We start from the raw sequence: 26547 nt of genomic DNA on the forward strand, positions 1-26547 counted from the left end.
CCCCGCACCGACTTATCCCAGGAATCCCGCATGCCCGACAACCCTTCACCGCTGAACATCCTGGCGTTTGCCGGCAGCCTGCGTGGCAACAGTTACAACCGTCGCCTGATCAGGGCCGCGGCAGGCGCCGCGCCTGCGGGCCTGCTGCTGACCGTGCATGACACCATTGCCGATATTCCGCTGTTCGACGAAGACCTGGAAGCCGCCGATCCGGCCGGTCCTGCCGGGGTCAAGCGCCTGCGCGCGGCCATTGCAGCCGCTGACGGCGTGCTGATCGCCACGCCGGAGTACAGCCAGTCCCTGCCCGGCGTACTCAAGAACACGCTCGATTGGCTGTCCCGCGAGGATGCCGAATACCGCACGGTCCTTTCGGCCAAGCCGGTGGCGATCATCGGCGCCACGCCGGGTCACTGGGGCACCAAACTGGCACAGTCGCAGCTGCGCCATACACTGACCGCCATGGGGGCATTGACCATGGCCTCGCCACAGCTCTATGTGGCCGAAGCAGCGGCCGCCTACAACAATGACGCGGACGATTTCGACGCGGCGACGCGCATGCGCCTGCAGCGCTTCCTGGAGGGATTCCAGGCCTGGGTCCAGTTGCTGCAGGGCAGGGCATCGCGCGGTTGAGTCGTGCCGGCAGAGGGCGTCAGCGCCCGCCGGTGCCAGCGCCCGGATCATGCAGCCCGCGCAGTTTTTTCTTGTTGATCTTGCCCACGCTGGTCCGCTCGATCGCATCCACGAAGCTGACACGCTCCGGAATCGCATAGCGTGAGATGTCTCCGGAACGGCTGCGCGCTGCGACCAGTTCGATGATCTCCGCCTCTGACACATCACGGCCGGGCTGCCTGACCACCAGTGGCAGCGGCCGTTCGCCCCATTTCGCATCGGCGATACCGATCACCGCGACCTCGCTGACCGCCGGGTGCAGTGCGATGATGTCTTCCAGCGCGAGCGAGGAGATCCATTCGCCACCGGTCTTGATCACGTCCTTGATGCGATCGGTGACGCGCAGGTAGCCACCTTCATCGATGTTGCCGATGTCGCCGGTGTGCAGGTAGCCGCCCGCCCACAGCGCTGCCGAAGCGTCCGGATCGTGCAGGTAACCCTGGGTCAGCCAGGGGGCTCGTGCCACCACTTCGCCGGTGGCCACGCCATCGTGGACGACATCGCCCATGTCCGGGTCGACAATGCGCAGGTCCACCAGTGGCACCGGAGTGCCGGCCTTGGTGCGCAATGACAGCACCTCGTCGGCATCGGTCATGCTGTCCACGTCGATCTGGGCGATGGTGAGCAGAGGGCAGGTCTCGGACATGCCATAGCCGCCGAAGATGTCGATGCCCCGTGCCAGTGCACGCTGCGCCAGAGCACGGGGCAGGGCCGCACCGCCGATGATCACCTTCCAGCCCTCCAGGTCGGTCTGCGCCGCGTCCGGATGCTCCAACAGCATGTGCAGGATGGTTGGCACACAGTGCGAGAAGGTCACCTTTTCGCGCGCGATCAACGCCAGCAGCTTCGCAGGCAGGTAGCGCCCCGGATAGACCTGCCTGATGCCCATCGCGGTAGCCACGTAGGGCAGGCCCCACGCGTGCACATGGAACATCGGGGTCATGGGCATGTAGACGTCGTCACGGTGCAGGCGGCCCTGGCGGGGGGCGCCGCCGAGCGCGGCCATCGCCGCCAGCGAATGCAGCACCAGCTGCCGGTGGCTGAAATAGACCCCTTTGGGCAACCCGGTGGTTCCGGTGGTGTAGAACACCGTGGCACGGGCATTCTCGTCGAAGTCCGGGAAGCGGACGACCGGCGTGGCATCACGCAGGCCCGTTTCGTACTCGGTGGCGAAGCCTGGCGGCAGCGGGCCATCGGCATCGTCTAGCAGAATGCGGGTGCGCAGGTCCGGCAGCTGCTCGTCGATGGCGTCCAGCAGCGGCAGGAACTCGCGGTTGGCCAGGATCGCCCGCGCGCCGCTGTGGTTCAGCGTGTACGCGATCTGCTCGGGGGCCAGGCGCACGTTCACCATCATCAGCACCGCACCGATCATCGGCACCGCGAAGTAGGCCTCCAGGTAGCGGTTGCTGTCCCAGTCCATCACCGCCACCGTGTCGCCGTGGCCGTATCCCAGCGAGGTCAGCAGGCCTGCCAGCTGGCCGATGCGCGCGTGCAGGGTGCGGTAATCGAACCGTACCTGGTCGCCGTAGACGATTTCCTGTCCAGGGCTCACCGCCAGCGGCATCAGCAGCAGCTGCTTGATCAGCAGTGGATAGGCATGGGCATCGGGAGTGGGGGCGGATGACATGGCATTTCCTCGTGGACGGCGTTGCGGTCGCCGGCCTTCTCCGCCCCACACTAGCAAGCCCTTCCTGCTGTACCAGCGTACCTAGGTACCTGTTCCCGCGCGCAGCCGATTTGATAATCTCGCCAGGACATGCCAACCCTGCTCATCGCCGATGATCACCCCTTGTTCCGTGCGGCACTGCATCGCGCGGCGGAAGAGGCGGTTGCCGATCTGCAGATCAGCGAGGCTGATTCGCTGGACGGCGTGCTGGAGGTGATCGAGAACCAGTCGATCGACCTGATGCTGCTTGACCTGCACATGCCCGGCAACCATGGGCTGGCCGGGTTGGCCACGATCCGTGCCCTGCAGCCGGGCCTGGCGATCATCATCGTCTCCGCCAACGAGGAGCCGCAGGTCATCCGGCGTGCCATCGACCTCGGCGCCGCGGGCTACCTGCCCAAGAGCTCGGGCTTGAACGAACTGCAGTCCGCGCTGCAGTCCGTGCTGGAGGGTGAGCGCTGGATTCCAGCGTTGCTGCGCGAGCCGGTGGCGCGGGTGGCACCGTTCAGCAGGGATACCGACCTGGCCGCACGCCTGGCCAGCCTGTCGGCACATCAGTACAAGGTGCTGGGGCTGGTGGCCGAGGGCCTGCTCAACAAGCAGATCGCCGACCGGCTGGGCGTACAGCTGCGCACGGTCAAGGCACACATGACACGCATCATGGAGCGGCTGGGCGTGCGCAACCGCGCGCAGGCCATCCGCGTGCTGCACGAAATGGGATTGGCCGATCCGTCCCGGCAGATCGAAGAGCTTCCCGAGCCCTGATGGGTCAGGGCGTGGCAGTGGTCGCCAGCAGGTGGTTGATCGCCCAGCGCAGCGCCAACGGCTTGAACGGCTTGTTGAGCAGGGACAGCCCAACGCCGCGCACCGCCTCGCGCGTATCGCTGCCGGTATCGGCACTGAGGATCACCGTCGGCCGCGGCCCATGCATGCCCGTCAGCCGCTTCCACAGCGCAACACCGGTATCGCCATCATCCAGGTGATAGTCGAACAGCCACAGCGCCGCCTCGTGCGCTGAGGATCCGATGTCATCGGCGTTGCCTGCCGCGATCACATCGCAACCCCAGGAATGCAGCAGCTGCCGCATCGCCTCCAGTGCGTCCGGGTCGTTGTCCACCACCAGTACACGAATTCCCTTCAGGGCGCTGCTGCCGCCCGTCGGTGGTGGACTGCGCGGGGTCACAGGGGGTGCTGCGCGTTGCACGCTGATCGAGAAGGCCGAGCCATGCCCGGGTACGCTGCGCAGGTGCAAGGGTGCATGCAGCAGGTCGGCAATGCGGTGCGCGATGGTCAAGCCCAGGCCCAGTCCTTGCCCGTTGCTGCGATCGATCCGGTGGAACTCCTCGAACACCACCGCCTGCTGCTCCGGAGCAATGCCGGGGCCGGTGTCATGCACGCCGATCATCAGTGCCTGCCCCTGGCGGCGCACACCCAGCAAGACACCGCCATGGCGGGTATAACGAATGGCGTTGGCCAGGAAGTTCTGCAGCACCCGGCGCAGCAGCAGCGGGTCGCTATGGACCCAGGCCTGGCTCCGCACGTGGCGGAACTGCAGGCCACGCGCCGCCGCCAGCACCGCGAACTCCTGCGCAAGCGGATCCAGCACGGTCGACAGCGCGAAGGGGCGCGGATCGGCCACCAGCCCACCGGCTTCCAGTCGCGAGATATCCAGCAGGCCGGACAGCAGGTCATCAGTGGAATCCAATGCGCCGCGGATCTGCCGCAGGAAACTGTCGAGGAACTCGGACTCGATGTGCTGCGACATCGCCTCGGTCAGCAACTGGGCCGCATGCAGGGGCTGGATGAGATCATGGCCGACCGCCGTCAGGAAGCGCGTTTTTGCCGCGTTCGCGCGCTCGGCCTCCTGTACCGCCTGCTGCAGCCGCGCGGTGCGGTCCTGTACCCGGCGTTCCAGATTCTCATTACTGCGCTTGAGCGCATCTTCCGCGCGGCGGAACGCCGTGACATCGGTGAATGTGGCTACATAGCCACCGCCCGGCATCGGGTTGCCGCGGATCTCGACGATGGTGTCATCGGGGAAAATCCGTTCGGAAAGGTGTGGCGTGCCACGGCGCATATGCGCGACGCGGCGCTGCAATGCCTTGGTCGGCGTGTCGCCAGGGCCGTCGCCGATCTTCAGCTGTCCCAGTGCCCATGCCGTGAGGTTGACCACCGGCTGCCCGACCTGCAGCAGCTCCGGCGGGAACCTGAACAGCGCGGCGTAGCGGCTGTTCCAGGCCACCAGCTGCAGCTGCGCATCGACCACGCTGATGCCCTGGCTCATGTTCTCCAGCGCAGCTTCCAGCAGGCGCTGGTTGAAGCGCAGCACCTGGGTGGCCTCGCCGACGGCGCGGGTCACCGCGTCCAGCGGCGCGGCGCCGCCCTCGCGTGCGGCTTCGACCAACAGCCGTGCCATGCCTGCGCCCACCACGGCCGTCAGCTCACGCTCGACGGCGGTGACCCGGTCGTCATCCAGCATCTGCCCGGCGTGGCCCTCCAGCAGCTGGCGCGCACGCTCCTGGCCAAGGAAGCGTCCGGCGGTCCTGCGCAGGGACGCCGCAGCCACCGCATCCCGCCTCCGCGGCAAGGACGGACGCACGGCCCGCGACACCAGGGCCACGGCCAGCAGGTTGACCGCCAGGCTGGCCCCCATGCTGATGGCGATATGCCCCGGCTGCACGCGCAGCGAGACCACCGACAACCAATGCAGCCCGTCGGCGTCGACCGACGGCGTCGCGGCCGGGATCACCATCGGCAGCAGTACCAGCCACAGCCAGGCCAACGAGCCCAGCACGATGCCGGCCATGATGGCCGCGGAGGGCGTACGTGGGCGATACACCGCCAGCAGCACAGCCGGTGCCAGCTGCGAGAGGGCGGTGAAGGACATCAGGCCGAAATCGCTGAGTGCCTCGGTGTCGCTCATCGCGCGGCTGTACAGCCACGACATCAGGAACACGGCGAGGATGCCGGCACGGCGGAACGCCAGCACGCGCGGGCGCAGATCGGCGTTGGCCACGCCACCCTCGATGCCGCCGAGCAGGCGCGAACCGAATCCGTGGTTGCCAAGCATGATCGACAGGGTCAGCCCGGACAGGATCATCATGCCCGTGGCCGCGCTCAGGCTGCCCAGATAGGCCAGCAGCGCCAGCAGATGATGGCCACCGGCCTGCGGCAGCGCCAGCACGTACAGGTCCGGTGATACCGAGGCCGGCAGCTGCGCGGCACCGGCCAATGCCATCGGCACCGACGGCAGACCGATCAGCAGCAGGTAGACCGGGAACATCCAGCGTGCCGTCTTCAGGTCCGAGGTCTGGCGAAGCTCGACCACGCCGACGTGGAACTGGTGAGGCAGGGTGAACGCGGAGATCGCCCCCAGCGCGACCATGGTGAGATAGTCCGGCACGATGGCCGGTGGCGGCAGCTGCGCCATCTTCTCCAGCAGCGGCGTGCCGGCTTTGTGCACGGACAGCGCCGCATACAGGCCAATTGCCAGCAGTGCGACCAGTTTCAGCACCGATTCCAGGCCCAGCGCGACCACGATGCCGCGGTTGGGCTCGGTAGCCGAGGCCTTGCGTGCACCGAACAGCAGGGTGAACGCGGCCATCGTCAGCGCGAACCAGAACGACATGTCCAGCTGCGCACCGGCAGGCGCAAACCGATCACCCAGCAGGGCACCCAGCCCCTGGCTGACGGCTTTCAGCTGCAGTGCGATGTAGGGAATGATGCCGAACAGCGCCACCAGGGTGATAGTGAAGCCGAGGCCGCGATCGGCACGCAGTCGTGCAACGACCAGATCGGCGATGGTGGCACTGTTGTGCTGCTTGGCCAGCCGCCCGAGGCGGAGCAGGAACGGCAGGCCCAACGCGAAGATCAGCGCCATGCCGGCCAGGGTCGGTGGAATGGGGAAACCCCATTGCTGCCCCTGCGAGGCCGCACCGTAGTAGGTCCACGCGGTGCAGTGCACGGCCAGCGACAGTGCATAGATGAGCGGCCAGGCCTTCGAAAGCCGGTGCCCGCGGCGCTCGCCCCACAGCGCCACGCCAAACAGCAGTGCGGTCCATGCAATGCAGGCGAAGAGGACGATGGAGGGCGTCAACATCGCTCCAGTGTAGGGAGAGAAGCGGGCAGGGTGGTGCTAGGCGGCGATCACGATCAGTGACAGCTGCTCAGCGACCAGTGCCAGCTCGCCATCGGCGACCCGCTCGACGGCCTTGCGCTGGGTCAGCAGCCACTGGCCGTGCTGGCGCGCATCCAGTGACACCAGCTGCGAGCGTACCCGCACCTCGGACCCGCTCGGCACCGGCGCCAGGAAGCGGACCTTGTTCAAGCCGTAGTTGAGCGCATGGGCGATGCCGGGGAAGCCGGCGAGGGCGGCCACATCGTCCTCCACCGTCAGCGAGAGCAACAGGAAGCCATGTGCGATGGTATGCCCACCCGGCATCTGCGCCTGCGCCCGCGCTGGATCGACATGGATCCAGTTGTGGTCACCGGTGGCGTCGGCAAAAGCATCGATGCGCGCCTGGTCCACGCGGGTCACGCCACTCAGCCGCTCACTGGCGGCCCACTGCTGCAACGCCAGCAGGGCGGGAGGCAGGTCGCTGTCCGCACTCACGCCACACGCTCCAGCAAGGTCAGGATCGCGTCACGCGCCTCTGGCTCGGACAGCATCGGCGCGTGCCCCACATCGGGCACCTCCACCAGGCGGGCACTTTCCGAGGTGGCCGCCATCTGCCGCGCGACATCGGCCGGCAGAATGTCGGACAGCGCACCGCGTACCACCAGCACCGGCACCCGTGCGGTCAGCCCGCGGACCGCACGCCACAGCAGCGGACGCAACAGCCACAGCAACCATGGCCGGGTAGTACGGATCACTGCCGGGTCGTAGTCCAGTTCCAGCAGGCCATCGCTGCGCGGGCGGAAGGTGCGCACCGCCATCTGTCGCCAGTCGTCGGTGCTGAAGCGCGGGAACGCAGCCTTGCCGATGGATTCCACGTAGGCCGTGGCCTGCACCAGGTCCATCGGCGGGACCGGCTTGCCGGCGTACTTGCCGATCCGTGCCAGCGCCTCGCGTGGCACCTTGGGGCCGGCATCGTTGAGCACCGCCCCGGAAATCCGCCCGGGCGCGCGCGAGGCGAGGGTGATGGTCACCAGCACGCCCAGCGAGGTGCCGATGAACACCGCCTTGTCGATGTTCTGCGAGCGCAGCAACGCAACCATGTCATCCGCATAGGCACGCGGGTTGTAGCTGGACGGGTCATATGCGCGTTCCGAGCCTGCACGACCACGCAGGTCGACCGCGATCACGCGCCAGCCCTCGGCGGTGAGTACATTGGCAAGCGCATCGAAGTCGGCACCATTGCGGGTCAGTCCTGGAATGCAGACCACTGTGCCACGCGCTGCCTGCCCCGCATCGGGTGCATGGTCGCGCGCATGCAGGCGCAATCCATCATTGCTGTTCCAGTACAGGTCGTCGTAAGACTGCGTCATGCAGAAGCTTCCTGAAGATCGTAACGGATGCGCTAGAAACCGTAACGGACGCTGAGGCTATATTCGCGTGGTGGGCCATAGAAGCCAATCAGCGTGCCGACCGCCGGGATGTTGTAGCCGGTGGTGCGGTATTCCTTGTCGGCCAGGTTGGTGCCCTGCAGCGAGAAGGTCCACGCGTCATCCAAGCTCCAGATGACGCCGGCATTGACCAGCCCGTAACCCTGCTGTCGGATCACCGGGCTGAGGTCGGTGGTCGGCCACACTTCGCTCTGGTAACTGTAGCTCACCCGTGCCGACAGGTTGCTGCCGTTGGCCAGGTCGGTGCGGTATTCCACGTTGAACGCACCAGAGAATTCCGGGGCATTGGTGAACTTCATCTGCCTGGCCACGTTGATGCCGCGGTCCATGTACTCGTCGTACTTGGTATCCAGCCATGCCAGGTTGCCGGAAATCAGCCAGTGCTGGCTGGGCAGGTACTGATACTCGACTTCCAGGCCTTTGACGGTACCGGCGCCGGCGTTGGTGAAGTCGCCGAAGAAGGAATCGTCGATGCCATCGCCGTTGGTATCCAGGCCGGTGAACACCGACAGCTGGATGTCCTTGTACTTGTTGTAGAACGCCGACAGGTTCAGGAACAGGCGCTGGTCGAGGAAGGCCATCTTGCTGCCGACTTCGTAGCTGTCCACGGTCTCGTCATCGAACGGCTCCGCCGAGCGCGGTACCGCCGCCGCGTTGGCACGGATGTTGTAGCCACCGGACTTGAAGCCACGCGTCGCCAGGCCATAGACCATGATGTCCGGGGTGATCTGGTAGTCCAGCGAGACCTTGGGCGAGACGTTCTTGAAGTTGGTCTTCTTGTCGAAATCGGCGGTCACCGCCACCGGCCGGCTGAAGCCCGGGTCGGCGTAGAGGCGGTTCAGCACGATCGCGCGCTTGTCCTCGTCGGTGTAGCGGGCGCCGACATCGAGCTTCAGTCTGCTGGTCAGGTCGAAGGTCCAGTCCGCGTACAGCGCGATGCTGTCGGTCAGCACCTTGCCCTGGTTGTCGGCGAACTGCGCACTGAAGTAGTTGTTCTGGATCTGCCCGCCAGCTTCGCCGCTGAACTGGTACAGGCCGACCACGCCGCGCATCCGGCCGCCGGCATCGTAGTTCACCTGCACTTCGTTGCTGACCTGGTCGTCGTGGTAGGTGCCACCCACGTCGGCGAGCTTGACCGGCGCGGTATCGAAGTCGATGTTGGCCTCGCTGTCCGATTCACGCTTGGCGATCACGTACTTCAGTGCGATGTCTTCGTTCGGCCGCCAGTTCACCGTGGCCGAGGCGCCCTTGCTCTCCACGTTGTTGAGGTTGCGCATGCCCGAGCGGATGTCATAGCGGCTGTCCATCGGCGGGTAGGCGCGCAGGAACGGATTGGGCGCCAGCATCTTCGAGCCGCGCATGCCGGACTGATCGTCGATCCAGTCCAGTGCGAACTGCACGTCGAAGTCATCGCCCGCATACGCGCCCAGATTCAGGCGTGCCGCGTTGATCTGCTTGTCGCTGACCGGCTGGCCGTTGAAGGTGTTCTCGCCAAACCCGTCGTGGTTCATGCTGGCCACCGCCACACGGGCGCGCAGGCCGCTGTCGGCACCGCCGATCGGGCCACCGATGGCCGCCTTCGCATCCAGCTGGCTGTAGTTGCCCACGGTGATCTGGGCGAAGCCCTCGGTCTGGGTGGGCAGGCCGCGCGAGATGTACTTGATCGCGCCGCCGATGGTGTTCTTGCCATACAGCGTGCCCTGCGGGCCGCGCAGCACCTCGATGCGCGAGACATCGAACACATCCAGCAGCGCACCCTGCGGACGCGCGATATAGACGTCGTCCAGGTAGATGCCCACGCCCGGATCGGCGCCCCAGGTGGGATCGGACTGGCCGATGCCACGGATGTAGGCGGTGACCGTGCTGCTGGCGCCGCGGGCAGCGTAGATGGTCAGGTTGGGCACCTGCGCATCCAGGTCGCTGATGTCCTGGACATTCATCTTGTCCAGCGCCTCGGAGGTAAACGCAGTGACGGCAACCGGCACCTCCTGCAGGGTTTCCTCGCGCTTGCGTGCGGTGACCTTGATGCTGTCCAGGTTGGTGGGTGATGCAGTCCTGCCCACCGTCGGCGTGGCCTGGGGCGCTTCCTGTGCCAGTACCGGCCCGGAGGCCAGCAGCGCGCCGATCATGAGACTCAAACAATTCCGTTTCATTCGGTCCTCCCCCAGGCAGGTGCTTGCAGATGGCCCATTGCCACCCCTGCAGCCAAGGCTAGCGGTGTCATCGGGGAGCGGCGAGTGGACCTAGGTCCAGTCGGCAGCGGCCGCCGGATGCGGATACTGGGCGCGCCCCCAGCCGGAAGCGCATCCCGGTACCCCTTCATCCACGACTCACGCATGAGGATCTGGCCATGAAATCCGGAATCGATTCGATCAAGGTTGTACTGCTGATACTGTGCAGTTGGCTGGCGATGGCGGGCAGCGCCGTTGCCGCAGGCCCGGCCGGGCATTGGGACATTGGCCTGTACGGCAATCTGTTCGGCGCCCGCGAATACCAGGTGTGGGTGCCCGCCGGCTACGACGACACACAACCGCTGCCTCTGCTGCTGGTGCTGCACGGCTGCGTGACCGGGCCGAACCTGATGGGCGAGGCCTCGGGCTTCAACGATGTGGCCGACACCGAAGGCTTCATCGTGGTCTACCCGCGGCAGAACGTCACCTCCAATCCGGCCCGCTGCTGGAACTGGCAGCTGCCGATCAACCAGGCACGCGACAGTGGCGAGCCCTCGCTCCTGGCCGGCATCGTGGAAAAGGTGAAGGCGGCTTACAGCGTTGATCCGCATCGCGTGTACGTCACCGGCATTTCGGCGGGCGGCGCGATGACCTCGATCATGCTGGGCTGCTATTCGGACGTGTTCGCCGCAGGTGCCATCCATTCCGGTGGCATGTTCAAGGGCGCGACCACGATTTCCGGCAGCGCCTACGCACTGTTGGCCGGCAGCATCTACTCGCCGGACAGCAACGGTCGCCTGGCATGGCAGTGTTCGGGTTCGCCGTCGCCGCGACCGCTGCCGGTGCTGGTGTTCCATGGCAGCGCCGACCTCACCGTCAACCCGGTGAACGGGCAGCAGGCCGTGCGCCAGTTCCTGCAGACCAATGACCTGGCCGACGACGGCATGGACAACGATTCGGTGAAGTACGTGCCGACCAGCACCTATCACGGCCAGGTGCCGGGCGGCCGCGCGTATACCGTCGACACCTACGCGTACGGCGGCAGGACGCTGGTCCAGCACTATGTGGTGCAGGGCATGGGGCATGCCTGGAGCGGTAGCCAGTCGGGCCTGCCATTCACCGACCCGAAGGGGCCGGATGCCACCTTGATCACCTGGTTGTTCCTGAAGGACTACCAGCGCTGAGTGGTCGCCGCTGCAGCGTCAAGCCTGGCGGTCGAGACACCATGCTAGCCTTCCCTTTGGCAGGATTGCCTGACAGGGGGGAGGCATGGATACCCGGCGCCGAGATTCCATCGTATTGGCTGCATCCGGCATGCTCGCACTGGCACTGTCCGCCAATGCGCTCGCGCATCCGGGTGGGCTCGACAAGCAGGGTTGCCACACCAACCGGAAAACGGGTGAGTATCACTGCCATCGAGGCGCTCCAGCCGCCCCTCGATACGTCGACACCCCGCGCAGCAGTTTCGCCCCCGCCCCCGCGCGCGGTTCCCGGGCATTTGCCAACTGCGCGGAGGCCCGCGCCGCCGGGGTTGCGCCGGTACGGCGTGGTGATCCGGGGTATGGCCCGCACCTCGATCGTGACAATGACGGCGTGGGCTGCGAACCCTATCGGGGCCGCAGGTAGGGCATGGCCCACCTGGCTTCAACTCCCGTTTCCCCGGGTTCGTCGGCCATCGCCGGGAGTGGTCGCACGATCTCCCCGTATTGCAGGGATATCCCCTAGGCTGTTGTGATTGAACTGCAAGGATGAAAGCAATCATGAACCGCTGGATTTTCCTGGCATTGGCCACGCTCCCGTTCGCCGCCGGTGCCGTGGTCATCCGCGATGATGTTGACGATGCCAGGTACCGGATCGACGCATCGGTGTTCCCGGCACTGGCAGACATGCCGGGCGAGGGGCACGGCGTCCTGATCGCACCGCAGTGGGTGCTGACTGCCGCGCATGCCGCGCCGATGGAGGGGATGGATGCCACGATCACCATCGATGGGAAGGGCTACGGCGTCGAGCGTGTCTTCCTGCACCCCGGCTACCGGAGGATGCCCGAGGCGCTGGGCAAGGAAGCGATGGCAACCGGGAGCGCATCGAAAATCCATGCGTTTCTGGCAGCGTCGGACGACATTGCACTGATCAGACTTGCCGCCCCGGTGAGCGGTGTGCCGCCGGTCGCACTCTACCGTGGCGCCGACGAGGTCACGCAGGTCGCCTCCCTGATAGGGAAAGGCGCCACCGGCAACGGTGCCGTGGGGCTGGCGCCCGGCGGGTCGCATCGTACGACGCTGCGGCGAGCCCGCAACGCGATCACCGGCGGCAACACGCGCTATCTCTGGTACCGGTTCGATCCACCTCCGCAGGGCCTTCCCCTTGAGGGCGTGCTCGGCAACGGCGACAGCGGCGGCCCGCTGCTGATCAGTAAGGAAGGGACCTGGCAGCTGGTGGGCCTCGGCTCCTGGATCACCGCCGTTCCCGAGCATGCGCTAGAGGCGGGCTTCTATGGCCAGGTGGTTTACAACGTCCGCGTGTCCCGCTAACTCAACTGGATCGAAAGCATCATCGAGCGTGATGCGTCACGTTAATGGTGCATCCGGGCAGCCTTCCGCGCAGGTGTTCGCCCGGTCTCAAGTCATGCGACGGGTGTTCGTATCCTTCCCGCCATGGCCTCTTCTTCGTTCAAATTCCCTGCGTGCATGACCGCCTCCCGGCCATCCGGGTGGGTGCAGAGCGGCGAGCGCTGGGATCTGTGGTGGAACGGCCGTTCGGTGGCCCGTATCGTGCCGCATGCCGCGCTCGGGTTCCGCCTGTACCTGGACGCACGCAAGATGTCACAGGCCAAGGTCGTGTCCGCCACCAGCGCCCGTCAGGCCAAGCGCTACGCCGAGCGCTGGTGTGCTGCACGGCTCTGCCCGCAGTTGCCTCTGCGCGATGCGGTGGCGCGGTTGGTGGCTGTTGCGCCCGGCGCGGGCGCCGTGCCCTCGCAGGTGCTGACGCGGGAGCAGCGGCAGCAGGCCCGGCGCCTGGCTGAAGCCGGGGCAGGGGAGATGGGGCGGATCAAGGAAGCGCTGGCACCACGGCCGCGCATGATGGCTGCCAGGCCCGAGGTGCAGGGACGAGGTGGAACCTGGTCTGTACCCGGCCAGGTTCCATCCTCCCCGCGCCGAAACGGGAACACATCCCCAGCCAGGACTACGCCGAAAGCTCCTCACGCACGATCCGGGCCCCTTCGCTGAGCGCACGCAGCTTGCCCCGTGCCACTTCACGGGCCAGCGGCGCCATGCCGCAGTTGGTGCTTGGGTAAAGCTTGTCGGCATCCACGAACTGCAGGGCCTTGCGCAGGGTGTTGGCTACTTCATCGGCGGTCTCCACCGTGCTGGACGCCACGTCGATGGCGCCGACCATCACTTTCTTGCCACGCACCAGCTCGATCAGGTCGATCGGTACGTGCGAGTTGTGGCATTCCAGCGAGATGATGTCGAGGTTGGAGGTCTGCAGCTTGGGGAACGACTCTTCATACTGCCGCCATTCCGACCCCAGCGTCTGCTTCCAGTCGGTGTTGGCCTTGATGCCGTAGCCGTAGCAGATGTGCACGGCGGTCTCGCACTTCAGTCCTTCGATCGCACGCTCCAACGCGGCTACGCCCCAGTCGTTCACTTCGTCGAAGAACACGTTGAAGGCCGGCTCGTCGAACTGGATGATGTCCACGCCAGCGGCTTCCAGCTCCTTTGCTTCCTCGTTGAGGATCTTCGCGAATTCCCAGGCCAGCTTCTCACGGCTCCTGTAGTGCGCGTCGTACAGCGTGTCGATCATCGTCATCGGGCCAGGCAGTGCCCACTTGATCGGCTGCGTGGTCTGCCGGCGCAGGAACTTCGCATCCTCCACGAACACCGGCTTCGGACGGCTCACTGCGCCGACCACGGTCGGCACGCTGGCATCGTAGCGGTTGCGGATGCGCACGGTCTCGCGCTTCTCGAAATCAACGCCGCTGAGGTGTTCGATGAAGGTGGTGACGAAGTGCTGCCGGGTCTGCTCGCCGTCGCTGACGATATCGATGCCGGCATGCTGCTGTTCCTGCAGGGACAGGCGCAGGGCATCCTGCTTGCCTTCAGTCAGGCCTTCGTCCTGCAGCTTCCAGGGCGACCAGAGCTTTTCGGGTTCTGCCAGCCAGGACGGCTTGGGCAGGCTGCCGGCGGTGGAGGTAGGGAGCAGTTTCTTCGTCGACATTGCGTCTTGTTTCCTGGGGGCGAATGGAAAATCGATGGATCAGCGGGCAGCCCACTGCTCAAGCACGGCGCGATACGGCTTGATGAAGTGTTCTTCGGTGAACTTGCCCTGCTTGACCGCCAGCTGGCTGCGCTCTTCGCGGTCGTAGACGATGCGGGTGGACGAATAGTCCTGGTGCTTCAGGCTGGGCTGGTAGACCTTGCCGGCCACAGAGTTGGCGTTGTAGATCTCCGGGCGGTAGATCTTCTGGAACGCTTCCATCGTGCTGATGGTGCCGATCAGTTCCAGATTCGAGTAATCCCCCAGCAGGTCGCCCTGGAAGTAGAAGGCAAGCGGCGCCACGCTGCCCGGTGGCATGAAGTAGCGCACCTGCAGGCCCATCTTGTCGAAATACTGGTCAGTGGGAGAGAACTCGCCCTGGCGGTATTCCACGCCCAGGATCGGATGGTGGTTCTCGGTGCGGTGGTAGGTCTTGCTGCTGGATACGCTGATGCAGATCACCGGCCCCTTGCTGAAGTTGGCACGGTAGGCGTCAGACTCCAGGAAGTGCTTGAACAGCTTGCCATGCAGGTCGCCAAAGCCTTCCGGAATGCCGAAGGTGGCCTTGCCCTCGTTGCTGGCCGGCAGCACCACGCTGAAATCGTAGTCGCGCACGTAGGACGAGAAGTTGTTGCCGACGATACCCTCGGTACGCGCACCGGTCTGCGTGTCGACAATGGTTGGGCGCAGGACCTCGATCAACGGGAACGGATCACGGCCATCGCTGCCGTCGATGTGCATCTCCACCGAGATGATGTCCAGCTCGACCGCATAGCGATCCGCGCTCGGGTTGTCCCAGTGCGCCAGATCGTTGAAGCGGTTGTTGATCATGCTGATCGTGTTGCGCAGGTTCTCCTGCCGGGATGCGCCGCGCGCCAGATTGGCGAAATTGGTGGTGATGCGCGTGCCATCGGCGGGCTGGTAGTCCTCGTTGAAGGGGATGCGCGTGATGCTGAAGGTGAAGGTGTCGGTCGTCATGGGCGGCGTTCCGTGTTGCGGGGTGGCATCCGGATGCGGGCGAGGGCATCCGGCATTCAAAGCGCTGCGGCGGTCTCAAGGGCGGTGGCACGATGGCGGGGCAGCGCCAGCAGCGGCATGGCCCGCCGTACCGCCAGTCGCGCCCGCTCGATCAGGGCGTCGCTGTGCACGCGGCCGTCGGCGAAATCGCGATCGGTGGCGTAGACACCCAATGGCAGGGTGCGCGCCTGGAAGAAGCTGAAGAGCGGGCGCAGCTGATGGTCGATTACCAGCGAGTGGCGCTCGCTGCCACCGGTGGCGGCCAGAAGGATGGGGGTGTCGACCAGTGCGTCCTGGTGGATGAAGTCGAAGAAGTGCTTGAACAGCCCCGTGTACGAACCGCGGTAGACCGGCGTTGCCACCACCAGTACGTCGGCCTGTTCAACAGCAACCAGCTGCCGCTCCACAGCGTCGGGCAACTGTGAGCGCCACAGTGCGCCGGCCAGCTGCGGCGCCAGCTCGCCCAGTTCGATCAGGTGTTGCTCGCAATGGATGTCCTCGCCGATCAGGTCCAGCAGATGCTCGGCCAGCGTGGCGGCCCTGGAAGGGCGTTGCAATCCGCCGGAGACGGCGACGATTCGAAGGGGGTGGGCAGGTGAAAGCATGACCCGATCCTAGTCAGTGCCTTCCATGACGTAAAATGGTATTACTTCACCAATCCATGAGCGAGATTCATCGTCATGCTGGAACGGATCCACCTCAGCATCGTGCAGCAGGTTGAGCAGCAGGGCTCGCTCACCGCCGCGGCCGGCGTGCTCAACCTGACCCAGTCAGCCCTGAGCCACAGCATGAAAAAGCTGGAGCAGCAGCTCGGCACCGATGTGTGGCTGCGCGAAGGCCGCAGCCTGCGGCTGACCCAGGCCGGGCAATACCTGCTGGCAGTCGCCAACCGCGTGCTGCCGCAGCTGGACTTGGCCGAGGAGCGGCTGGGCCAGTTCGCACAGGGCGAGCGCGGCGCGCTGCGCATCGGCATGGAGTGCCATCCCTGCTATCAGTGGCTGTTGAAGATCGTCTCACCGTACCTGGCGGCATGGCCGGACGTGGATGTGGACGTCAAGCAGAAGTTCCAGTTCGGCGGCATCGGCGCGCTGTTCGGCTATGAGATCGACCTGCTGGTCACCCCCGACCCATTGCTGAAGCCAGGCCTGAAGTTCATTCCCGTGTTCGACTACGAGCAGGTGCTGGTGGTGGCCAGCAACCACGCCCTGGCCAAGGTGGACTACGTAAAGCCGCGCCAGCTCGGCCAGGAAGTGCTGATCAGCTACCCGGTGCCGTTCGAGCGCCTGGACATCTACAACCAGTTCCTGCTGCCGGCCGGCATCACGCCGCGGCGCCACAAGGCCATTGAAACCACCGACATCATGATGCAGATGGTGGCCAGCGGCCGCGGCGTGGCCGCCATGCCGCGCTGGCTGGTGGAGGAGTACGCCGCGCGCATGGACGTCGTGCCCGTCCGCCTGGGCGCCAAGGGCATCCCCAAGCAGATCTATCTCGGCGCGCGCGAGGCCGATACCGGTATCGACTACCTCCAGGCCTTCATCGAGCTGGCCCGTAACGGCTCGCCGCTTGCCGGCAATGTGGGCGGAGCGCGTTGATGTCGGCAGGCATGTCACTGCGGGCGGACGCCTTCCTCAACGCCTTTTCACTGGAAGTCAGCGCGAAAGCCATGCCTGCGCTGCGCGCCGAGGCGGCCCGCATACCGCGCGGCACAATCATCTCCATTCCCTGGCTGGCCAGCGAGGACGACGATGCACGCCTGGCCGCCGCATGCGCGGTGCGCGAGCTCGGCTTCGAGCCGATGCCGCATCTCTCCGCGCGGCGTATCGGGTCACACGCAGCGCTTGAACGCTTCCTGGAACGTGCCGCCGGCGAAGCCGGGGTCGCGCGTTGCCTGCTGATCGCGGGTGACCTGGCCACGCCCATCGGACCATTTGCAGACAGCGCGTCGATCATCGAGACCGGTCTTCTGGAGCGACACGGTATCAAGGTCGCCGCCATCGGCGGGCATCCGGAAGGCCACCCGGTAATGAGCAGTGACGAACGCTGGCAGGCGCTTCAACACAAATGCCAGCGCATAGAAGCACGCGGCATGGCCCCCTTGATCGTCACCCAGTTCGCGTTCGATGCCGATACCGTGCTGACCTGGCTGGATGCACTGCGCACGCGTGGCATCACCGTTCCGGTGCTGGTCGGTGTGCCGGGTCCGGCCAGCATCACCCGCTTGCTGCGTTATGCGGCGATGTGCGGCGTAGGCGCCAGTGCATCGATGCTCGCCCGGTATGGCATCTCGATCGGCCGCCTGCTCGGAACGGCGGGGCCGGAGGTTTTCGTCGATCGCCTGGTGAAGGGGTTGACCAGCGCGCATGGCCAGGTCAGTCCGCACCTGTTCCCGTTCGGCGGTGTTGCGCCCTCGCTGGAGTGGATCGAGCGGTACCGGCAGCGTGTTCGCGGTGCGCGCGGCGTAATCCACGAAGACTGACAGCTGTCACTGGCCGCCATTGGGGCGGAAGCGAATAGTGAGCGCCAAGGCGAGGGCCCCTCGCCACCTTCACCAAGGGACCGCTCATGTTCGTCGGCAAGTACTGCCGGTACCTGGCCTCGTTGCGGATGGATGCGGCAGGCAAGGGGCTGGAAACCGCAGGCTGATTGACCTGGTAGTGCCGGCCGCTGGCTGGCTTCCCCATGCAGCGTTGCGCGGGGCTGGCGCAGGCGTCACGATGCCCGCCACTGGCCAACACCGGAAACGCTGACGTCATGAAGACCACATCCTGGTTCTGGATCAACGTGGCCAGTCACTTCGGCATTGTCGCAGCCCTGGCTTGGCTGCCCGCCCGGTGGACGGGGCAACTTGTGGAAGCCCTGGCCGGGACTCAGCCGGCTATCGGCGACACCCGCCATTTGGCCTTCATAGGCTCCATGTTCGGCTTCTGCGTGACCGCACTGATCCTGATGGGGGTGTTGACTGTCACCGGCGAACTGCTGGGTTTCTCCAGGCCCTATGCGCGACGGTCGGAGGCCCAGAACGAAGCGCAGGCCGTCCACCGGAAGGTACTGCTGACTGCATTCGCCACGCTCTCATGGGTGGCCGTGGGATCGCTTGCAGGTATTGCGTCGATCTTCGCGGCCTCGTCATGAAGGGCGACCCTGTCAGCGCCCAGTGTGCCGGAACGGATGGGTGCGTGAACTGCGGGGCTGCTCACGCCTCCCCACGCCACTGGCTCATCAGCATCTGCAGGAATCGCTCCGCCGTGGGCGAGAGCAGGGCGCCGCGGCGGCGGACGATGCCGATCGTGCGTGACACCACCGGGTTGCCGATCGCGCGCGTCACCAGGGTGGGGTGATCCCCATCTGGCGTAGCCATCTTCGGCAGCACCGACACCCCGATGCCCGCCTCGACCATGCCCAGTGACGTCGACAGGTGGGTCACTTCGTAGTGCCAGCTCAACTTGAGGTTCTCGCGCGCCAGCGCACCATCCAGCAGCGTGCGGTTGCCGCTGGTGCGATGCACGGTGATCAACTGGTGCTCGGCCAGGTCGGCCCATTCCACCTTGCGCTTGCGCGCCAGCGGATGATCGCGACGGCACGCCAGCACGAACGGGTCCTCTGCCAGTACGTCGAAATCGAGATTCGGATCGTTGGCGCCCATGAAGTTGATGCCGAACTCCACTTCGCCACGTTCCACTGCCTGCAGCCCCTCCGTGGCCGGGATATCCAGAATGCGGAAGCGCACGTTCGGGTGCGCTTCGTGGAAACGCGCCATCACGCTGGGCAGGAAGTAGAACGCCGCCGTCGGCAGGCAGGCGATGGTCACTGTCGCGCCGCGGGTGTCTTCGCGGCCGCGCAGCGAGAACAGTGATCCATCGAATTCCTCCAGCATGCGGCGCACCAGCGGCAGCAGGTTCTCGCCGACAGCGGTGGTACTGACGCTGCGCGTGGTGCGCTCCAGCAGCGGCGACCCCACCGCCTGTTCCAGTTTCTGGATACGCCGGCTGAGTGCTGGCTGGGAGACGTGCAGGATTTCCGCGGCGCGATGGAAGCTGCGGGTCTCCGACACCAGCAGGAACGCACGCAGATCCAGGATTTCGCAATTAATGCTCATTGGGTATCAATCATCCAAAAATCAGCAATTCACAGATCAATTGGGGTCATGCCAGTATCGAATCACAGAGGGGTCATTCATCCCCCACGCGCATCAATCTAGCACACGTATGTCCAACGATCTGCTCAGCATTCCCTGCGTTCTCATGCGCGGCGGTACCTCCAAGGGCCCGTTCTTCCTGGCCAGCGACCTGCCGGCGGACACCGCCGAACGCGATCGCCTGCTGCTGGAAGTGATGGGATCGGGGCATCCGCTGCAGATCGATGGCATCGGCGGAGGCAACGCGCTGACCAGCAAGGTGGCGATCATCGACCGCTCCAGCCGTCCGGACGCCGATGTCGACTACCTGTTCGCCCAGGTACGGGTAGAGCAGCAGGTGGTGGATACCTCGCCGAACTGCGGCAACATGCTGGCGGCCGTAGGCCCGTATGCCATCGAGCGTGGGCTGGTGCAGGCGCAGGATCCGCAGACCGAGGTGCGCATCCACAACCTCAACACCGGCAAGCTGATCGTCGCCACGGTGGAAACGCCCGGCGGCAACGTGGTGTACCGAGGTGACACGCGCATTGCCGGCGCGCCGGGCTCGGCTTCGCCGGTCAGGCTCTCCTTCCTTGATGCGGCAGGTGCCCGCACCGGCAAGCTGCTGCCCAGCGGGCACGCGCAGGAGACCATTGATGGCGTGCCGGTCAGCCTGGTGGACTGCGCGATGCCGATGATGCTGGTGCGTGCCGAAGACCTGGGCGTGCGCGGCGATGCCCCGCCCGCCGAACTGAACGCGGACGCGGTATTCATGCGCCGGCTGGAAGCGCTGCGTATCGAGGCGGGCGCCCGCATGGGCATCGCCGACGCTGGCAACAAGGTCATTCCGAAGCCGGTGCTGCTGTCGGCGCCGCAACATGAGGGCGATCTGCAGGTGCGCTATTTCATGCCGCATCAATGCCACACCGCGCTGGCCATTACCGGTGCGGTTGGCCTGGCCACCGCCGCCGTTACGCCGGGCACGCTGGCCCACACTTTGGTCGGATGCCTGTCCGTTCCCGGCCGCATTACCCTCGAACATCCGAGCGGGGCCCTGGAGGTGGGCCTCAGTCGCAGCTCGGGCGATTCGCCGGTGATTGCCAGCGTGGTCCGCACCGCGCGCCGCTTGTTCGAGGGGCGCGTGTACGCGACTTCGCCCGCGCCCACCACGGCCAGTGCCACCCAAGCCCGCCAATGGACGTCAGCGGCATGATCTGAACCCGGACGGGCCGGCGTAGACACGCATGCCCGCCATTACAACGTAGATGCTTCACTCCTGGGAGGGATGATGTACAAGCAGTTCCTGATGGCCGCGCTGTGCGCGGCTGGTCTGGCCGCGGCCGGATGCAGCAACAGCGGGCGCACCGAAGGCGCATCCGCCGGCGGTGGTGACAATGCACCGGTACGCATCAGCGTCGGCTCCTACAACCTCAACAACCTGCCGTTCTTCATCGCCGACGCAAAGGGCTATTTCAAGGATGTCGGTCTCGAAGTGAAGACCGAGAACTTCGCCCAGGGCGGCTCCAAGGTATTGCAGGCGCTGGTGGCCAATTCCACCGACGTGGCCGTCGGCTTCTACGACCACACCATCCAGATGCAGGCCAAGGGCAAGGACGTGGTGGCCTTCGTGCTGCTCTCGCGCAACTCCGGCCTGGTGATGGCCGGCCGCGAGGATGCCAGCTTCGATCCGGCCCGCCCGGACACCATCAAGGGCCAGAAGGTCGGCATTACCGCACCGGGCTCCTCGTCAGACTTCTTCGTCCGTCACTTCCTCGCCCAGCATGATATTCCGGCCGACAGCATCTCGCTGATCGGCGTCGGCTCCGGTGCTGCGGCGGTCGCCGCGCTGGAGCAGGGCAAGATCGACCTGCTGGTCAACTACGACCCGGCCGCTACCCTGATCACTGAGCGCAAGGTCGGGAAGATCCTCCTCGACGCGCGCAGCGATGACGGCGCCCGCCAGGTCTATGGCGGCCTGTACCCGACCTCGGTGATGTATGCCAACCAGAGCTTCCTGGACAAGCGCCCCGAAGCGGCCGAGAAGATCGCCCGTGCCGAGCAGATGGCATTGAAGTTCATCGCCGACAACAGTGCCGAAGAGATCGTTGCCGCGCTGCCGGACAGCTACGTCTCCGGCGACCGCGCCACCTATGCCCGCGCGGTGGAGAACGCCCGCGCGATCTTTACCCGGGACGGTCACTTCACGCCGGCCGACCTGGAAACCCCACTGAAGGTGCTGCGCGAGTTCAACACGGATGTGGCCAAGGCCAACATCGATCTGTCCAGGACCTACACCAATGCCTTCGTCGAGCGTGCCAACGCTGCGGCGCCGGCGGCCCAACCGTAAGCGGAGGTAACCCCATGGCCCTCAATGCCACCGTGCGCCAGCTCAACGGCGCACCGCAGCTGGAGCCTGCACAGACCATGGTTGCCCTCAACAAGGTGACCATGTCCTTCGGCGAATTCACCGCCGTGCGTGATGTCGACATCCAGGTGGGTGACGGCGAGTTCCTTGCCATCGTCGGGCCGACCGGCTGCGGCAAGAGCACCATCCTCAATTCCGTGGCGGGTCTGCTGAAGCCGTCTTCCGGGCAGGTCAGCATCGACGGCCGCGCCGTCAGCGGTGTGCAGGAGTCGGTCGGCTACCTGTTCCAGCAGGATGCGCTGCTGCCGTGGAAGACGGCTTACCAGAATGTTGAACTCGGCCTGCGCTTCCGCGGCGTGCCCGAAGCCGAACGCAAGGCCAAGGCCAACGCGTGGCTGGCCAAGGTCGGCCTGGCCGGTTTCGAGCATCGCTACCCCCACCAGCTGTCCGGTGGCCAGCGCAAGCGTGTGCAGATGGCGCAGGCGCTGATCGTCGAGCCGAAGGTGATCCTGATGGATGAACCGTTCTCGGCGCTGGACATCCACACCCGGCACCTGATGCAGAACGAGCTGCTGCGTCTGTGGCAGGAGGACCGGCGCTCGGTGATCCTGATCACCCACGATCTGGAAGAAGCGATCGCCCTGGGGGATCGCGTGGTGGTGCTGTCCTCCGGCCCGGCCAGCCGCGTGGTGCGCAGCTTCGACGTGGATCTGGAGCGTCCGCGCAATGTGGCCGAGATCAAGCTGGATGACCGTTTCACCGACCTGTACCGCGACATCTGGGCCTGCCTGCGCGGCGAAGTGGAGAAGAGCTATGCACGCCAAGACTGACAAGTTCATCCAGCTCGCGCTGGTGGTCGCCGTGTTCGGTGGCTGGGAAGGCGGCATCGCGCTGGGCGTGATCGATCCGTTCTTCTTTCCTTCGCCAACAGCGATCGTGCAGCAGGCCTGGACCTGGCTGTCCGATACCTCGTTCTACCAGCACGTCTACATCACTCTGACCGAAACCGCGCTGGGCTACATCATCGGCACCGGCCTGGGTGTGGCTGGCGGCGTGTGGCTGGGCCTGAGCCGACGCTCGGCGCGCATCCTCGACCCCTTCATCAAAGGCTTCAACGCAATTCCGCGCGTAGTGCTGGCGCCGATTTTCGTGTTGTGGCTGGGGCTGGGCCTGTGGTCGAAGGTGGCGCTGGCGGTCACCCTGGTGTTCTTCACCACGTTCTTCAATGCCATGCAGGGCGTGCGCGAGGTGAATCCGGTGGTGCTGGCCAATGCCCGCATCCTGGGTGCAAGCCGTAGCGACCTGCTGCGCCATGTCTACTTCCCTGCAGCAGCCAGCTGGATCCTGTCCTCGCTGCGCACCTCGGTGGGCTTCGCGGTGGTCGGCGCGATCATCGGTGAGTACCTTGGGGCCTCGGCGGGCCTGGGTTACCTGATCGCGCAGGCCGAGGGCAACTTCAATGCCGTGGGCGTGTTCGCCGGCATCATCATCCTGGCCGCCTTCGTGCTGGTCATCGACGCCCTGCTGGACGTGGTCGAGAACAAGCTGATCACCTGGCGTCCCAACGCCCAGGCACAGGCCACCAGCTGAACCGGCCGCGCTGAGCCGGCCCGCCGCGCCGCCGGACCGATCCGGCGGCGCGCACTTCCTCCCCCGACCTTCCCCCGCACCACCGCAACAGGCCAGCGCCGGGCCAGGGGGCCGGCTGGCCGGAGAGAGAGCCCATGAATCATTCCACCGTGCTGCCGCTGGCAGTGCTGCCGGTCGCGCTTGGCCTGCTGTTGGCCAGTGGCCATGTTGGCGCCCAGGCTGTTTCGTCCCCTCCCGCACCACTGAGCCAGGCCGAACTCTCACGCCTGGTGCAGCAGCAGGCGCTGCAGATCCAGCAGTTGGAGGCGCGCCTGCGTGCCGTGGAAGGCGGGCGCGGCACTTCCGGCGCGGCGGTCGCAACGCAGGCTCCCGCGCTGGACACCCGCATTGCCGCACTGGAATCCAGCCAGGCCAAGGCGCCCAAGGTCACCTGGTCCAAGGGCGCACCGGAATTCAGCAGTGCCGATGGCAGCGTGGTGTTCCGTCCGCGCGGACGCCTGTTCGTCGACGCATCCAGCACCGATGGATCCTCAGTGAGTGACCGCAACATCTCCGGTACCGAGATCCGCTCGGTGCGGTTGGGCGCCGAAGGCCGCTACGGCATCCTCGGCTGGGCGGTGGAAGGTGACTTCGCCGACAACGCGGTGGCGTGGAAGTCGGTCTACGCCACCGTGGACCACCGCCTGTTCGGGCTGCCGGCCGACCTGACCGTGGGCAACCGCCTCAACGACCGGGGTATCGACGGCTCCAGCAGCACGTCCAACACGCCGTTCCAGGACCGCAACGTGGTCGGCACGCTGATGCTGCCGCAGCGCGGCCTGTTCGGTGTCGGCCTGACCGAGCGCGTGTACGGCAAGGACTGGCATGCCAGCCTGTCGGTGGCCGGCAACGATCTCAACAACACCGGCAAAGACAACGATAGCCAGACCTGGGCCACGCGCGTGCATTGGAACCCGGTGGCCAACGATGCGGTCACGGTGCACCTGGGGGCCTGGGTCTTCCACGAGGAGATCGCCGCAGGCGCCAGCGGCGTCGTCCGCAGTTCGGCCATCGCCGGGCACTTCAACGATCTGGTCAAGATCGCGCCGGGCACACTGCTGGGCGCCGAGCGCAGCACGGCCCATGGCGCGGAACTGGCAGGCTTCTTCGGGCCGGCCTGGGCGACCGGCGAATGGGGTACGCGCAACCTGCGCGGGGCCGACGCCAGCGGGCGCTACGATCTGGACCACCAGGCCTGGGCGATTTCGGCTGGCTGGTTCCTGGCCGGTGCAAGGCCGGCCTATTCGGGCAAGGCCGGCACCTGGGGCCGGGTCAAGGTGGCCGATCCTGTCACCCGCGGCGGCGCCGGGGCATGGGAACTGAAGGGGCGCTACGAGGATGTGGACTATGCCGAGCTGCCCAGTGGCGGTACCGGCCACGCGTGGACGCTGGGTGCGAACTGGTATCTCAACGACTTCAGCCGCGTGATGTTCGAGGCGATCCGTTGGCAGGCCCGCAACCGCAGCGGCACCGGCCAGGGCAGGGATGAAGGCACCACCTTCAACACCCGCCTGCAGGTGGCCTTCTAGAAGCGCATGCCGCTCGTGCGCCGATCAGAGCAGCAGCAGTGCTCCGATCAACGCCGGCGGCATCACCAGCGCGCCGACGCGCAGGAAGTCGAGCGCGCTGACATGCTCGCCCTCGCGGCGCAGCGCCACCAGCCACAGCATCGTCGCCAGCGAACCGGTGACCGACAGGTTGGGCCCCAGATCCACGCCGACCAGCAATGCGGCACGGGTCTGCGCCGGCAGGTCGGCCATCTGCCCCAGCGAACCGGCGGCCAGGCCGACCGGCAGATTGTTGGCCACGTTGCTCAGCAGCGCGGCCGCGCCACCGGCCAGCCAGCTGGCCTGGCGGGGAGATGCCTGCGCCACGGCCTGCAGGGCGCCGGCCGCGCTCTGGATGACACCGGTCTGCGCCACCGCTTCCACCAGCACGAACAGTCCCGCCACCAGCGGCAGCACGCCCCAGGACACGTGGCGCAGCAGTGGCAGCGGGCTGCGCCGCTGACGGATCGCCACCACCGCCACAGTCAGCGTGCCCGCGCAGAACGTGGTCAGGCCCAATGGCCCGTTCAAGGCGGACGTGACCAGCAACACGGTGCCGGTGAACAGCACGCCCAGTGCGCTCAGCCGGCCGCCGTCGGTCAACGGGCGATGCGCCGGCGCGGCCACCAGCGGCTGGGCGATCTCGCGCCGGTGCACCCAGCGCAGGACCAGGTAGGTGGCACCGATCGCCGCCGCCGACGGCAGCGCGAACTGCGCCAGCCACTGCAGCAGCGGCGGCATGTGCTGGCCGTACACCACCAGGTTGGCCGGATTGGAAATAGGCAGCACGAAGCTGGCCGCATTGGCGATGAATGCACAGACGAACAGGTAGGGCAGGGGATTGGCGCGCGCCGCCTTGCAGGCGGCGTAGACCGCCGGGGTCAGCACCACGGCCGTTGCATCGTTGGACAGGAACACCGTCACCAGCGTGCCGACCAGGAATACCAGGTCGAACAGGCGTCGCCCGGATCCGCCCGCATGCCGGACCGCGTACAACGCCACCCAATCGAACAGGCCTTCGCGCCGCGCCAGTTCGGCCAGCATCATCATGCCGACCAGGAAGAGGTAGACGTCGCGGCCTTCGGCCACCGCGCCCCATGCGGTGTGCAGCGACACCGCGCCCAGCAACGGCAAGAGGGCGGCAGCGCACAACGCCCACACATATTCGGGGATGCGGAAAGGACGGAACAGCAGGCCGATGGTGGCAACGGCGACCGCTGCCCAGATCACGAGGGGGGCTTGGGGGGCGAGCATGGAGTGGGGCTTCAGCGGCACCGGCAGCGACCCCGGCGCAGGGGGTCCTGGCGCGCGCGATCAGCGGATGGGCGGCCGCTGCAATCATCGCAGGTTCCGGGTCGCCGCATCATACCGTGCGGCGCGGCATGGCGACCGCTGCAGTCGACCGCGCTGCAGGTGGGCCGGGGCGGCGCCCAGCCCACCTTCAGCACTCAAGCGCGGCATGACTTCAGGCACTGCAGTTTGACTACACATGTAGTCAAACTGCACACACGCTCATTGGACGAGATTGCGATGCCAAGATCCTA

The 26547-nt window shown here is 66.2% G+C and carries 24 protein-coding genes; 14 read left to right on the forward strand and 10 right to left on the reverse strand.

What is annotated here, in order from left to right; genetic code table 11:
* Positions 1-30: 30 nt before the first annotated feature.
* On the forward strand, positions 31-630 hold the full coding sequence (locus N5D45_RS00845) for an NADPH-dependent FMN reductase (RefSeq protein ID WP_197656472.1): 600 nt from the start codon (positions 31-33) through the stop codon (positions 628-630).
* 19 nt (positions 631-649) lie between these two features.
* Here N5D45_RS00845 and N5D45_RS00850 read toward each other — a convergent pair whose 3' ends face one another.
* Positions 650-2296: a fatty acid--CoA ligase gene (locus N5D45_RS00850; RefSeq protein ID WP_057504047.1), complete on the reverse strand. Its 1647-nt coding sequence runs from the start codon at positions 2294-2296 to the stop codon at positions 650-652.
* A gap of 129 nt (positions 2297-2425) precedes the next feature.
* Between N5D45_RS00850 and N5D45_RS00855 the strand changes: the two genes are divergently transcribed.
* Positions 2426-3100, forward strand: coding sequence for a response regulator transcription factor (locus N5D45_RS00855; protein ID WP_057504048.1), 675 nt, complete (start codon positions 2426-2428; stop codon positions 3098-3100).
* 4 nt (positions 3101-3104) lie between these two features.
* Here the strand turns inward: N5D45_RS00855 and N5D45_RS00860 are convergent, their stop codons facing one another.
* From N5D45_RS00860 to N5D45_RS00875, 4 genes are read right to left on the reverse strand one after another with little or no spacing between them, the layout of a single operon-like run.
* A complete protein-coding gene (locus N5D45_RS00860) occupies positions 3105-6434 on the reverse strand; it encodes a PAS domain-containing hybrid sensor histidine kinase/response regulator (protein WP_057504049.1) in 3330 nt (1109 codons plus the stop codon).
* A 36-nt stretch (positions 6435-6470) separates the two neighbouring features.
* Complete coding sequence (locus N5D45_RS00865; protein ID WP_164191269.1) at positions 6471-6947, reverse strand: MaoC family dehydratase; 477 nt, start codon at positions 6945-6947, stop codon at positions 6471-6473.
* Entirely contained in the window at positions 6944-7822 is an 879-nt protein-coding gene (locus tag N5D45_RS00870) for an alpha/beta hydrolase (protein ID WP_049409687.1), read from the reverse strand. The genes N5D45_RS00865 and N5D45_RS00870 overlap by 4 nt, the downstream gene beginning before the upstream one ends.
* Positions 7823-7854: 32 nt before the next feature.
* Positions 7855-10029 (reverse strand): TonB-dependent receptor, encoded by a 2175-nt coding sequence (locus tag N5D45_RS00875; protein ID WP_279938372.1) that lies wholly within the window; start codon positions 10027-10029, stop codon positions 7855-7857.
* A gap of 221 nt (positions 10030-10250) precedes the next feature.
* Here N5D45_RS00875 and N5D45_RS00880 point away from each other — a divergent pair, with 221 nt between their 5' ends.
* From N5D45_RS00880 to N5D45_RS00895, 4 genes are all read left to right on the forward strand, one after another.
* Positions 10251-11255 (forward strand): PHB depolymerase family esterase, encoded by a 1005-nt coding sequence (locus N5D45_RS00880; protein WP_043395915.1) that lies wholly within the window; start codon positions 10251-10253, stop codon positions 11253-11255.
* Positions 11256-11385: 130 nt separating this feature from the next.
* On the forward strand, positions 11386-11697 hold the full coding sequence (locus N5D45_RS00885) for an excalibur calcium-binding domain-containing protein (protein WP_010485648.1): 312 nt from the start codon (positions 11386-11388) through the stop codon (positions 11695-11697).
* Positions 11698-11831: 134 nt separating this feature from the next.
* Complete coding sequence (locus N5D45_RS00890; RefSeq protein WP_279938366.1) at positions 11832-12602, forward strand: trypsin-like serine protease; 771 nt, start codon at positions 11832-11834, stop codon at positions 12600-12602.
* A 123-nt stretch (positions 12603-12725) separates the two neighbouring features.
* The gene (locus N5D45_RS00895; RefSeq protein ID WP_228354527.1) at positions 12726-13298 is read left to right on the forward strand and encodes a hypothetical protein; all 573 of its coding nucleotides are present in this window, start codon (positions 12726-12728) and stop codon (positions 13296-13298) included.
* Here the strand turns inward: N5D45_RS00895 and N5D45_RS00900 are convergent.
* From N5D45_RS00900 to msuE, 3 genes are read right to left on the reverse strand one after another with little or no spacing between them, the layout of a single operon-like run.
* Positions 13255-14289 (reverse strand): methionine synthase, encoded by a 1035-nt coding sequence (locus N5D45_RS00900; protein WP_228354526.1) that lies wholly within the window; start codon positions 14287-14289, stop codon positions 13255-13257. The genes N5D45_RS00895 and N5D45_RS00900 overlap by 44 nt on opposite strands.
* A gap of 39 nt (positions 14290-14328) precedes the next feature.
* Complete coding sequence (locus N5D45_RS00905) at positions 14329-15306, reverse strand: DUF1852 domain-containing protein (protein WP_109814153.1); 978 nt, start codon at positions 15304-15306, stop codon at positions 14329-14331.
* 56 nt (positions 15307-15362) lie between these two features.
* Positions 15363-15950, reverse strand: coding sequence for an FMN reductase (gene msuE, locus N5D45_RS00910; RefSeq protein WP_019337727.1), 588 nt, complete (start codon positions 15948-15950; stop codon positions 15363-15365).
* 75 nt (positions 15951-16025) lie between these two features.
* On the opposite strand from msuE, the gene N5D45_RS00915 reads away from it, so the two are divergent.
* From N5D45_RS00915 to N5D45_RS00925, 3 genes are all read left to right on the forward strand, one after another.
* Complete coding sequence (locus tag N5D45_RS00915; protein ID WP_228354525.1) at positions 16026-16940, forward strand: LysR family transcriptional regulator; 915 nt, start codon at positions 16026-16028, stop codon at positions 16938-16940.
* Positions 16940-17824: a methylenetetrahydrofolate reductase gene (locus tag N5D45_RS00920; protein ID WP_057504054.1), complete on the forward strand. Its 885-nt coding sequence runs from the start codon at positions 16940-16942 to the stop codon at positions 17822-17824. The genes N5D45_RS00915 and N5D45_RS00920 overlap by 1 nt, the downstream gene beginning before the upstream one ends.
* A gap of 275 nt (positions 17825-18099) precedes the next feature.
* Complete coding sequence (locus tag N5D45_RS00925; RefSeq protein ID WP_019337724.1) at positions 18100-18480, forward strand: hypothetical protein; 381 nt, start codon at positions 18100-18102, stop codon at positions 18478-18480.
* 61 nt (positions 18481-18541) lie between these two features.
* Here N5D45_RS00925 and N5D45_RS00930 read toward each other — a convergent pair whose 3' ends face one another.
* On the reverse strand, positions 18542-19444 hold the full coding sequence (locus N5D45_RS00930; protein ID WP_010485668.1) for a LysR family transcriptional regulator: 903 nt from the start codon (positions 19442-19444) through the stop codon (positions 18542-18544).
* Between the two features lie 109 nt (positions 19445-19553).
* On the opposite strand from N5D45_RS00930, the gene N5D45_RS00935 reads away from it, so the two are divergent.
* The 5 genes from N5D45_RS00935 (at position 19554) to N5D45_RS00955 (ending at position 24985) form a co-directional block, all read left to right on the forward strand.
* On the forward strand, positions 19554-20675 hold the full coding sequence (locus N5D45_RS00935; RefSeq protein ID WP_228354524.1) for a 4-oxalomesaconate tautomerase: 1122 nt from the start codon (positions 19554-19556) through the stop codon (positions 20673-20675).
* A gap of 75 nt (positions 20676-20750) precedes the next feature.
* Complete coding sequence (locus N5D45_RS00940; protein ID WP_197656478.1) at positions 20751-21809, forward strand: ABC transporter substrate-binding protein; 1059 nt, start codon at positions 20751-20753, stop codon at positions 21807-21809.
* A gap of 14 nt (positions 21810-21823) precedes the next feature.
* Positions 21824-22657, forward strand: a complete 834-nt coding sequence (locus N5D45_RS00945; protein ID WP_005416613.1) for an ABC transporter ATP-binding protein — start codon at positions 21824-21826, stop codon at positions 22655-22657.
* A complete protein-coding gene (locus N5D45_RS00950; RefSeq protein ID WP_005409726.1) occupies positions 22641-23417 on the forward strand; it encodes an ABC transporter permease in 777 nt (258 codons plus the stop codon). The genes N5D45_RS00945 and N5D45_RS00950 overlap by 17 nt, the downstream gene beginning before the upstream one ends.
* Positions 23418-23551: 134 nt before the next feature.
* Positions 23552-24985 carry a porin gene (locus N5D45_RS00955; RefSeq protein ID WP_228354520.1) on the forward strand — a complete coding sequence of 478 codons (1434 nt, stop codon included), beginning with the start codon at positions 23552-23554 and terminating at the stop codon, positions 24983-24985.
* 24 nt (positions 24986-25009) lie between these two features.
* On the opposite strand, the gene N5D45_RS00960 is transcribed toward N5D45_RS00955, so the two are convergent.
* Positions 25010-26257: an arsenic transporter gene (locus tag N5D45_RS00960; protein ID WP_279938368.1), complete on the reverse strand. Its 1248-nt coding sequence runs from the start codon at positions 26255-26257 to the stop codon at positions 25010-25012.
* Positions 26258-26547 lie beyond the last annotated feature (290 nt).

Source organism: Stenotrophomonas sp. GD03819 (assembly GCF_029841665.1).
In the GTDB taxonomy this organism is placed as follows: Bacteria; Pseudomonadota; Gammaproteobacteria; order Xanthomonadales; family Xanthomonadaceae; genus Stenotrophomonas; species Stenotrophomonas geniculata.

Bases quoted from the DNA above. Each gene is read 5' to 3' on its own strand.
- N5D45_RS00845 (WP_197656472.1), top strand. From the start codon at position 31: ATGCCCGACAACCCTTCACCGCTGAACATCCTGGCGTTTGCCGGCAGC.
- N5D45_RS00850 (WP_057504047.1), bottom strand. From the start codon at position 2,296: ATGTCATCCGCCCCCACTCCCGATGCCCATGCCTATCCACTGCTGATC.
- N5D45_RS00855 (WP_057504048.1), top strand. From the start codon at position 2,426: ATGCCAACCCTGCTCATCGCCGATGATCACCCCTTGTTCCGTGCGGCA.
- N5D45_RS00860 (WP_057504049.1), bottom strand. From the start codon at position 6,434: ATGTTGACGCCCTCCATCGTCCTCTTCGCCTGCATTGCATGGACCGCA.
- N5D45_RS00870 (WP_049409687.1), bottom strand. From the start codon at position 7,822: ATGACGCAGTCTTACGACGACCTGTACTGGAACAGCAATGATGGATTG.
- N5D45_RS00875 (WP_279938372.1), bottom strand. From the start codon at position 10,029: ATGATCGGCGCGCTGCTGGCCTCCGGGCCGGTACTGGCACAGGAAGCG.
- N5D45_RS00880 (WP_043395915.1), top strand. From the start codon at position 10,251: ATGAAATCCGGAATCGATTCGATCAAGGTTGTACTGCTGATACTGTGC.
- N5D45_RS00885 (WP_010485648.1), top strand. From the start codon at position 11,386: ATGCTCGCACTGGCACTGTCCGCCAATGCGCTCGCGCATCCGGGTGGG.
- N5D45_RS00890 (WP_279938366.1), top strand. From the start codon at position 11,832: ATGAACCGCTGGATTTTCCTGGCATTGGCCACGCTCCCGTTCGCCGCC.
- N5D45_RS00895 (WP_228354527.1), top strand. From the start codon at position 12,726: ATGGCCTCTTCTTCGTTCAAATTCCCTGCGTGCATGACCGCCTCCCGG.
- N5D45_RS00900 (WP_228354526.1), bottom strand. From the start codon at position 14,289: ATGTCGACGAAGAAACTGCTCCCTACCTCCACCGCCGGCAGCCTGCCC.
- N5D45_RS00905 (WP_109814153.1), bottom strand. From the start codon at position 15,306: ATGACGACCGACACCTTCACCTTCAGCATCACGCGCATCCCCTTCAAC.
- msuE (WP_019337727.1), bottom strand. From the start codon at position 15,950: ATGCTTTCACCTGCCCACCCCCTTCGAATCGTCGCCGTCTCCGGCGGA.
- N5D45_RS00915 (WP_228354525.1), top strand. From the start codon at position 16,026: ATGCTGGAACGGATCCACCTCAGCATCGTGCAGCAGGTTGAGCAGCAG.
- N5D45_RS00920 (WP_057504054.1), top strand. From the start codon at position 16,940: ATGTCGGCAGGCATGTCACTGCGGGCGGACGCCTTCCTCAACGCCTTT.
- N5D45_RS00925 (WP_019337724.1), top strand. From the start codon at position 18,100: ATGAAGACCACATCCTGGTTCTGGATCAACGTGGCCAGTCACTTCGGC.
- N5D45_RS00930 (WP_010485668.1), bottom strand. From the start codon at position 19,444: ATGAGCATTAATTGCGAAATCCTGGATCTGCGTGCGTTCCTGCTGGTG.
- N5D45_RS00935 (WP_228354524.1), top strand. From the start codon at position 19,554: ATGTCCAACGATCTGCTCAGCATTCCCTGCGTTCTCATGCGCGGCGGT.
- N5D45_RS00940 (WP_197656478.1), top strand. From the start codon at position 20,751: ATGTACAAGCAGTTCCTGATGGCCGCGCTGTGCGCGGCTGGTCTGGCC.
- N5D45_RS00945 (WP_005416613.1), top strand. From the start codon at position 21,824: ATGGCCCTCAATGCCACCGTGCGCCAGCTCAACGGCGCACCGCAGCTG.
- N5D45_RS00950 (WP_005409726.1), top strand. From the start codon at position 22,641: ATGCACGCCAAGACTGACAAGTTCATCCAGCTCGCGCTGGTGGTCGCC.
- N5D45_RS00955 (WP_228354520.1), top strand. From the start codon at position 23,552: ATGAATCATTCCACCGTGCTGCCGCTGGCAGTGCTGCCGGTCGCGCTT.
- N5D45_RS00960 (WP_279938368.1), bottom strand. From the start codon at position 26,257: ATGCTCGCCCCCCAAGCCCCCCTCGTGATCTGGGCAGCGGTCGCCGTT.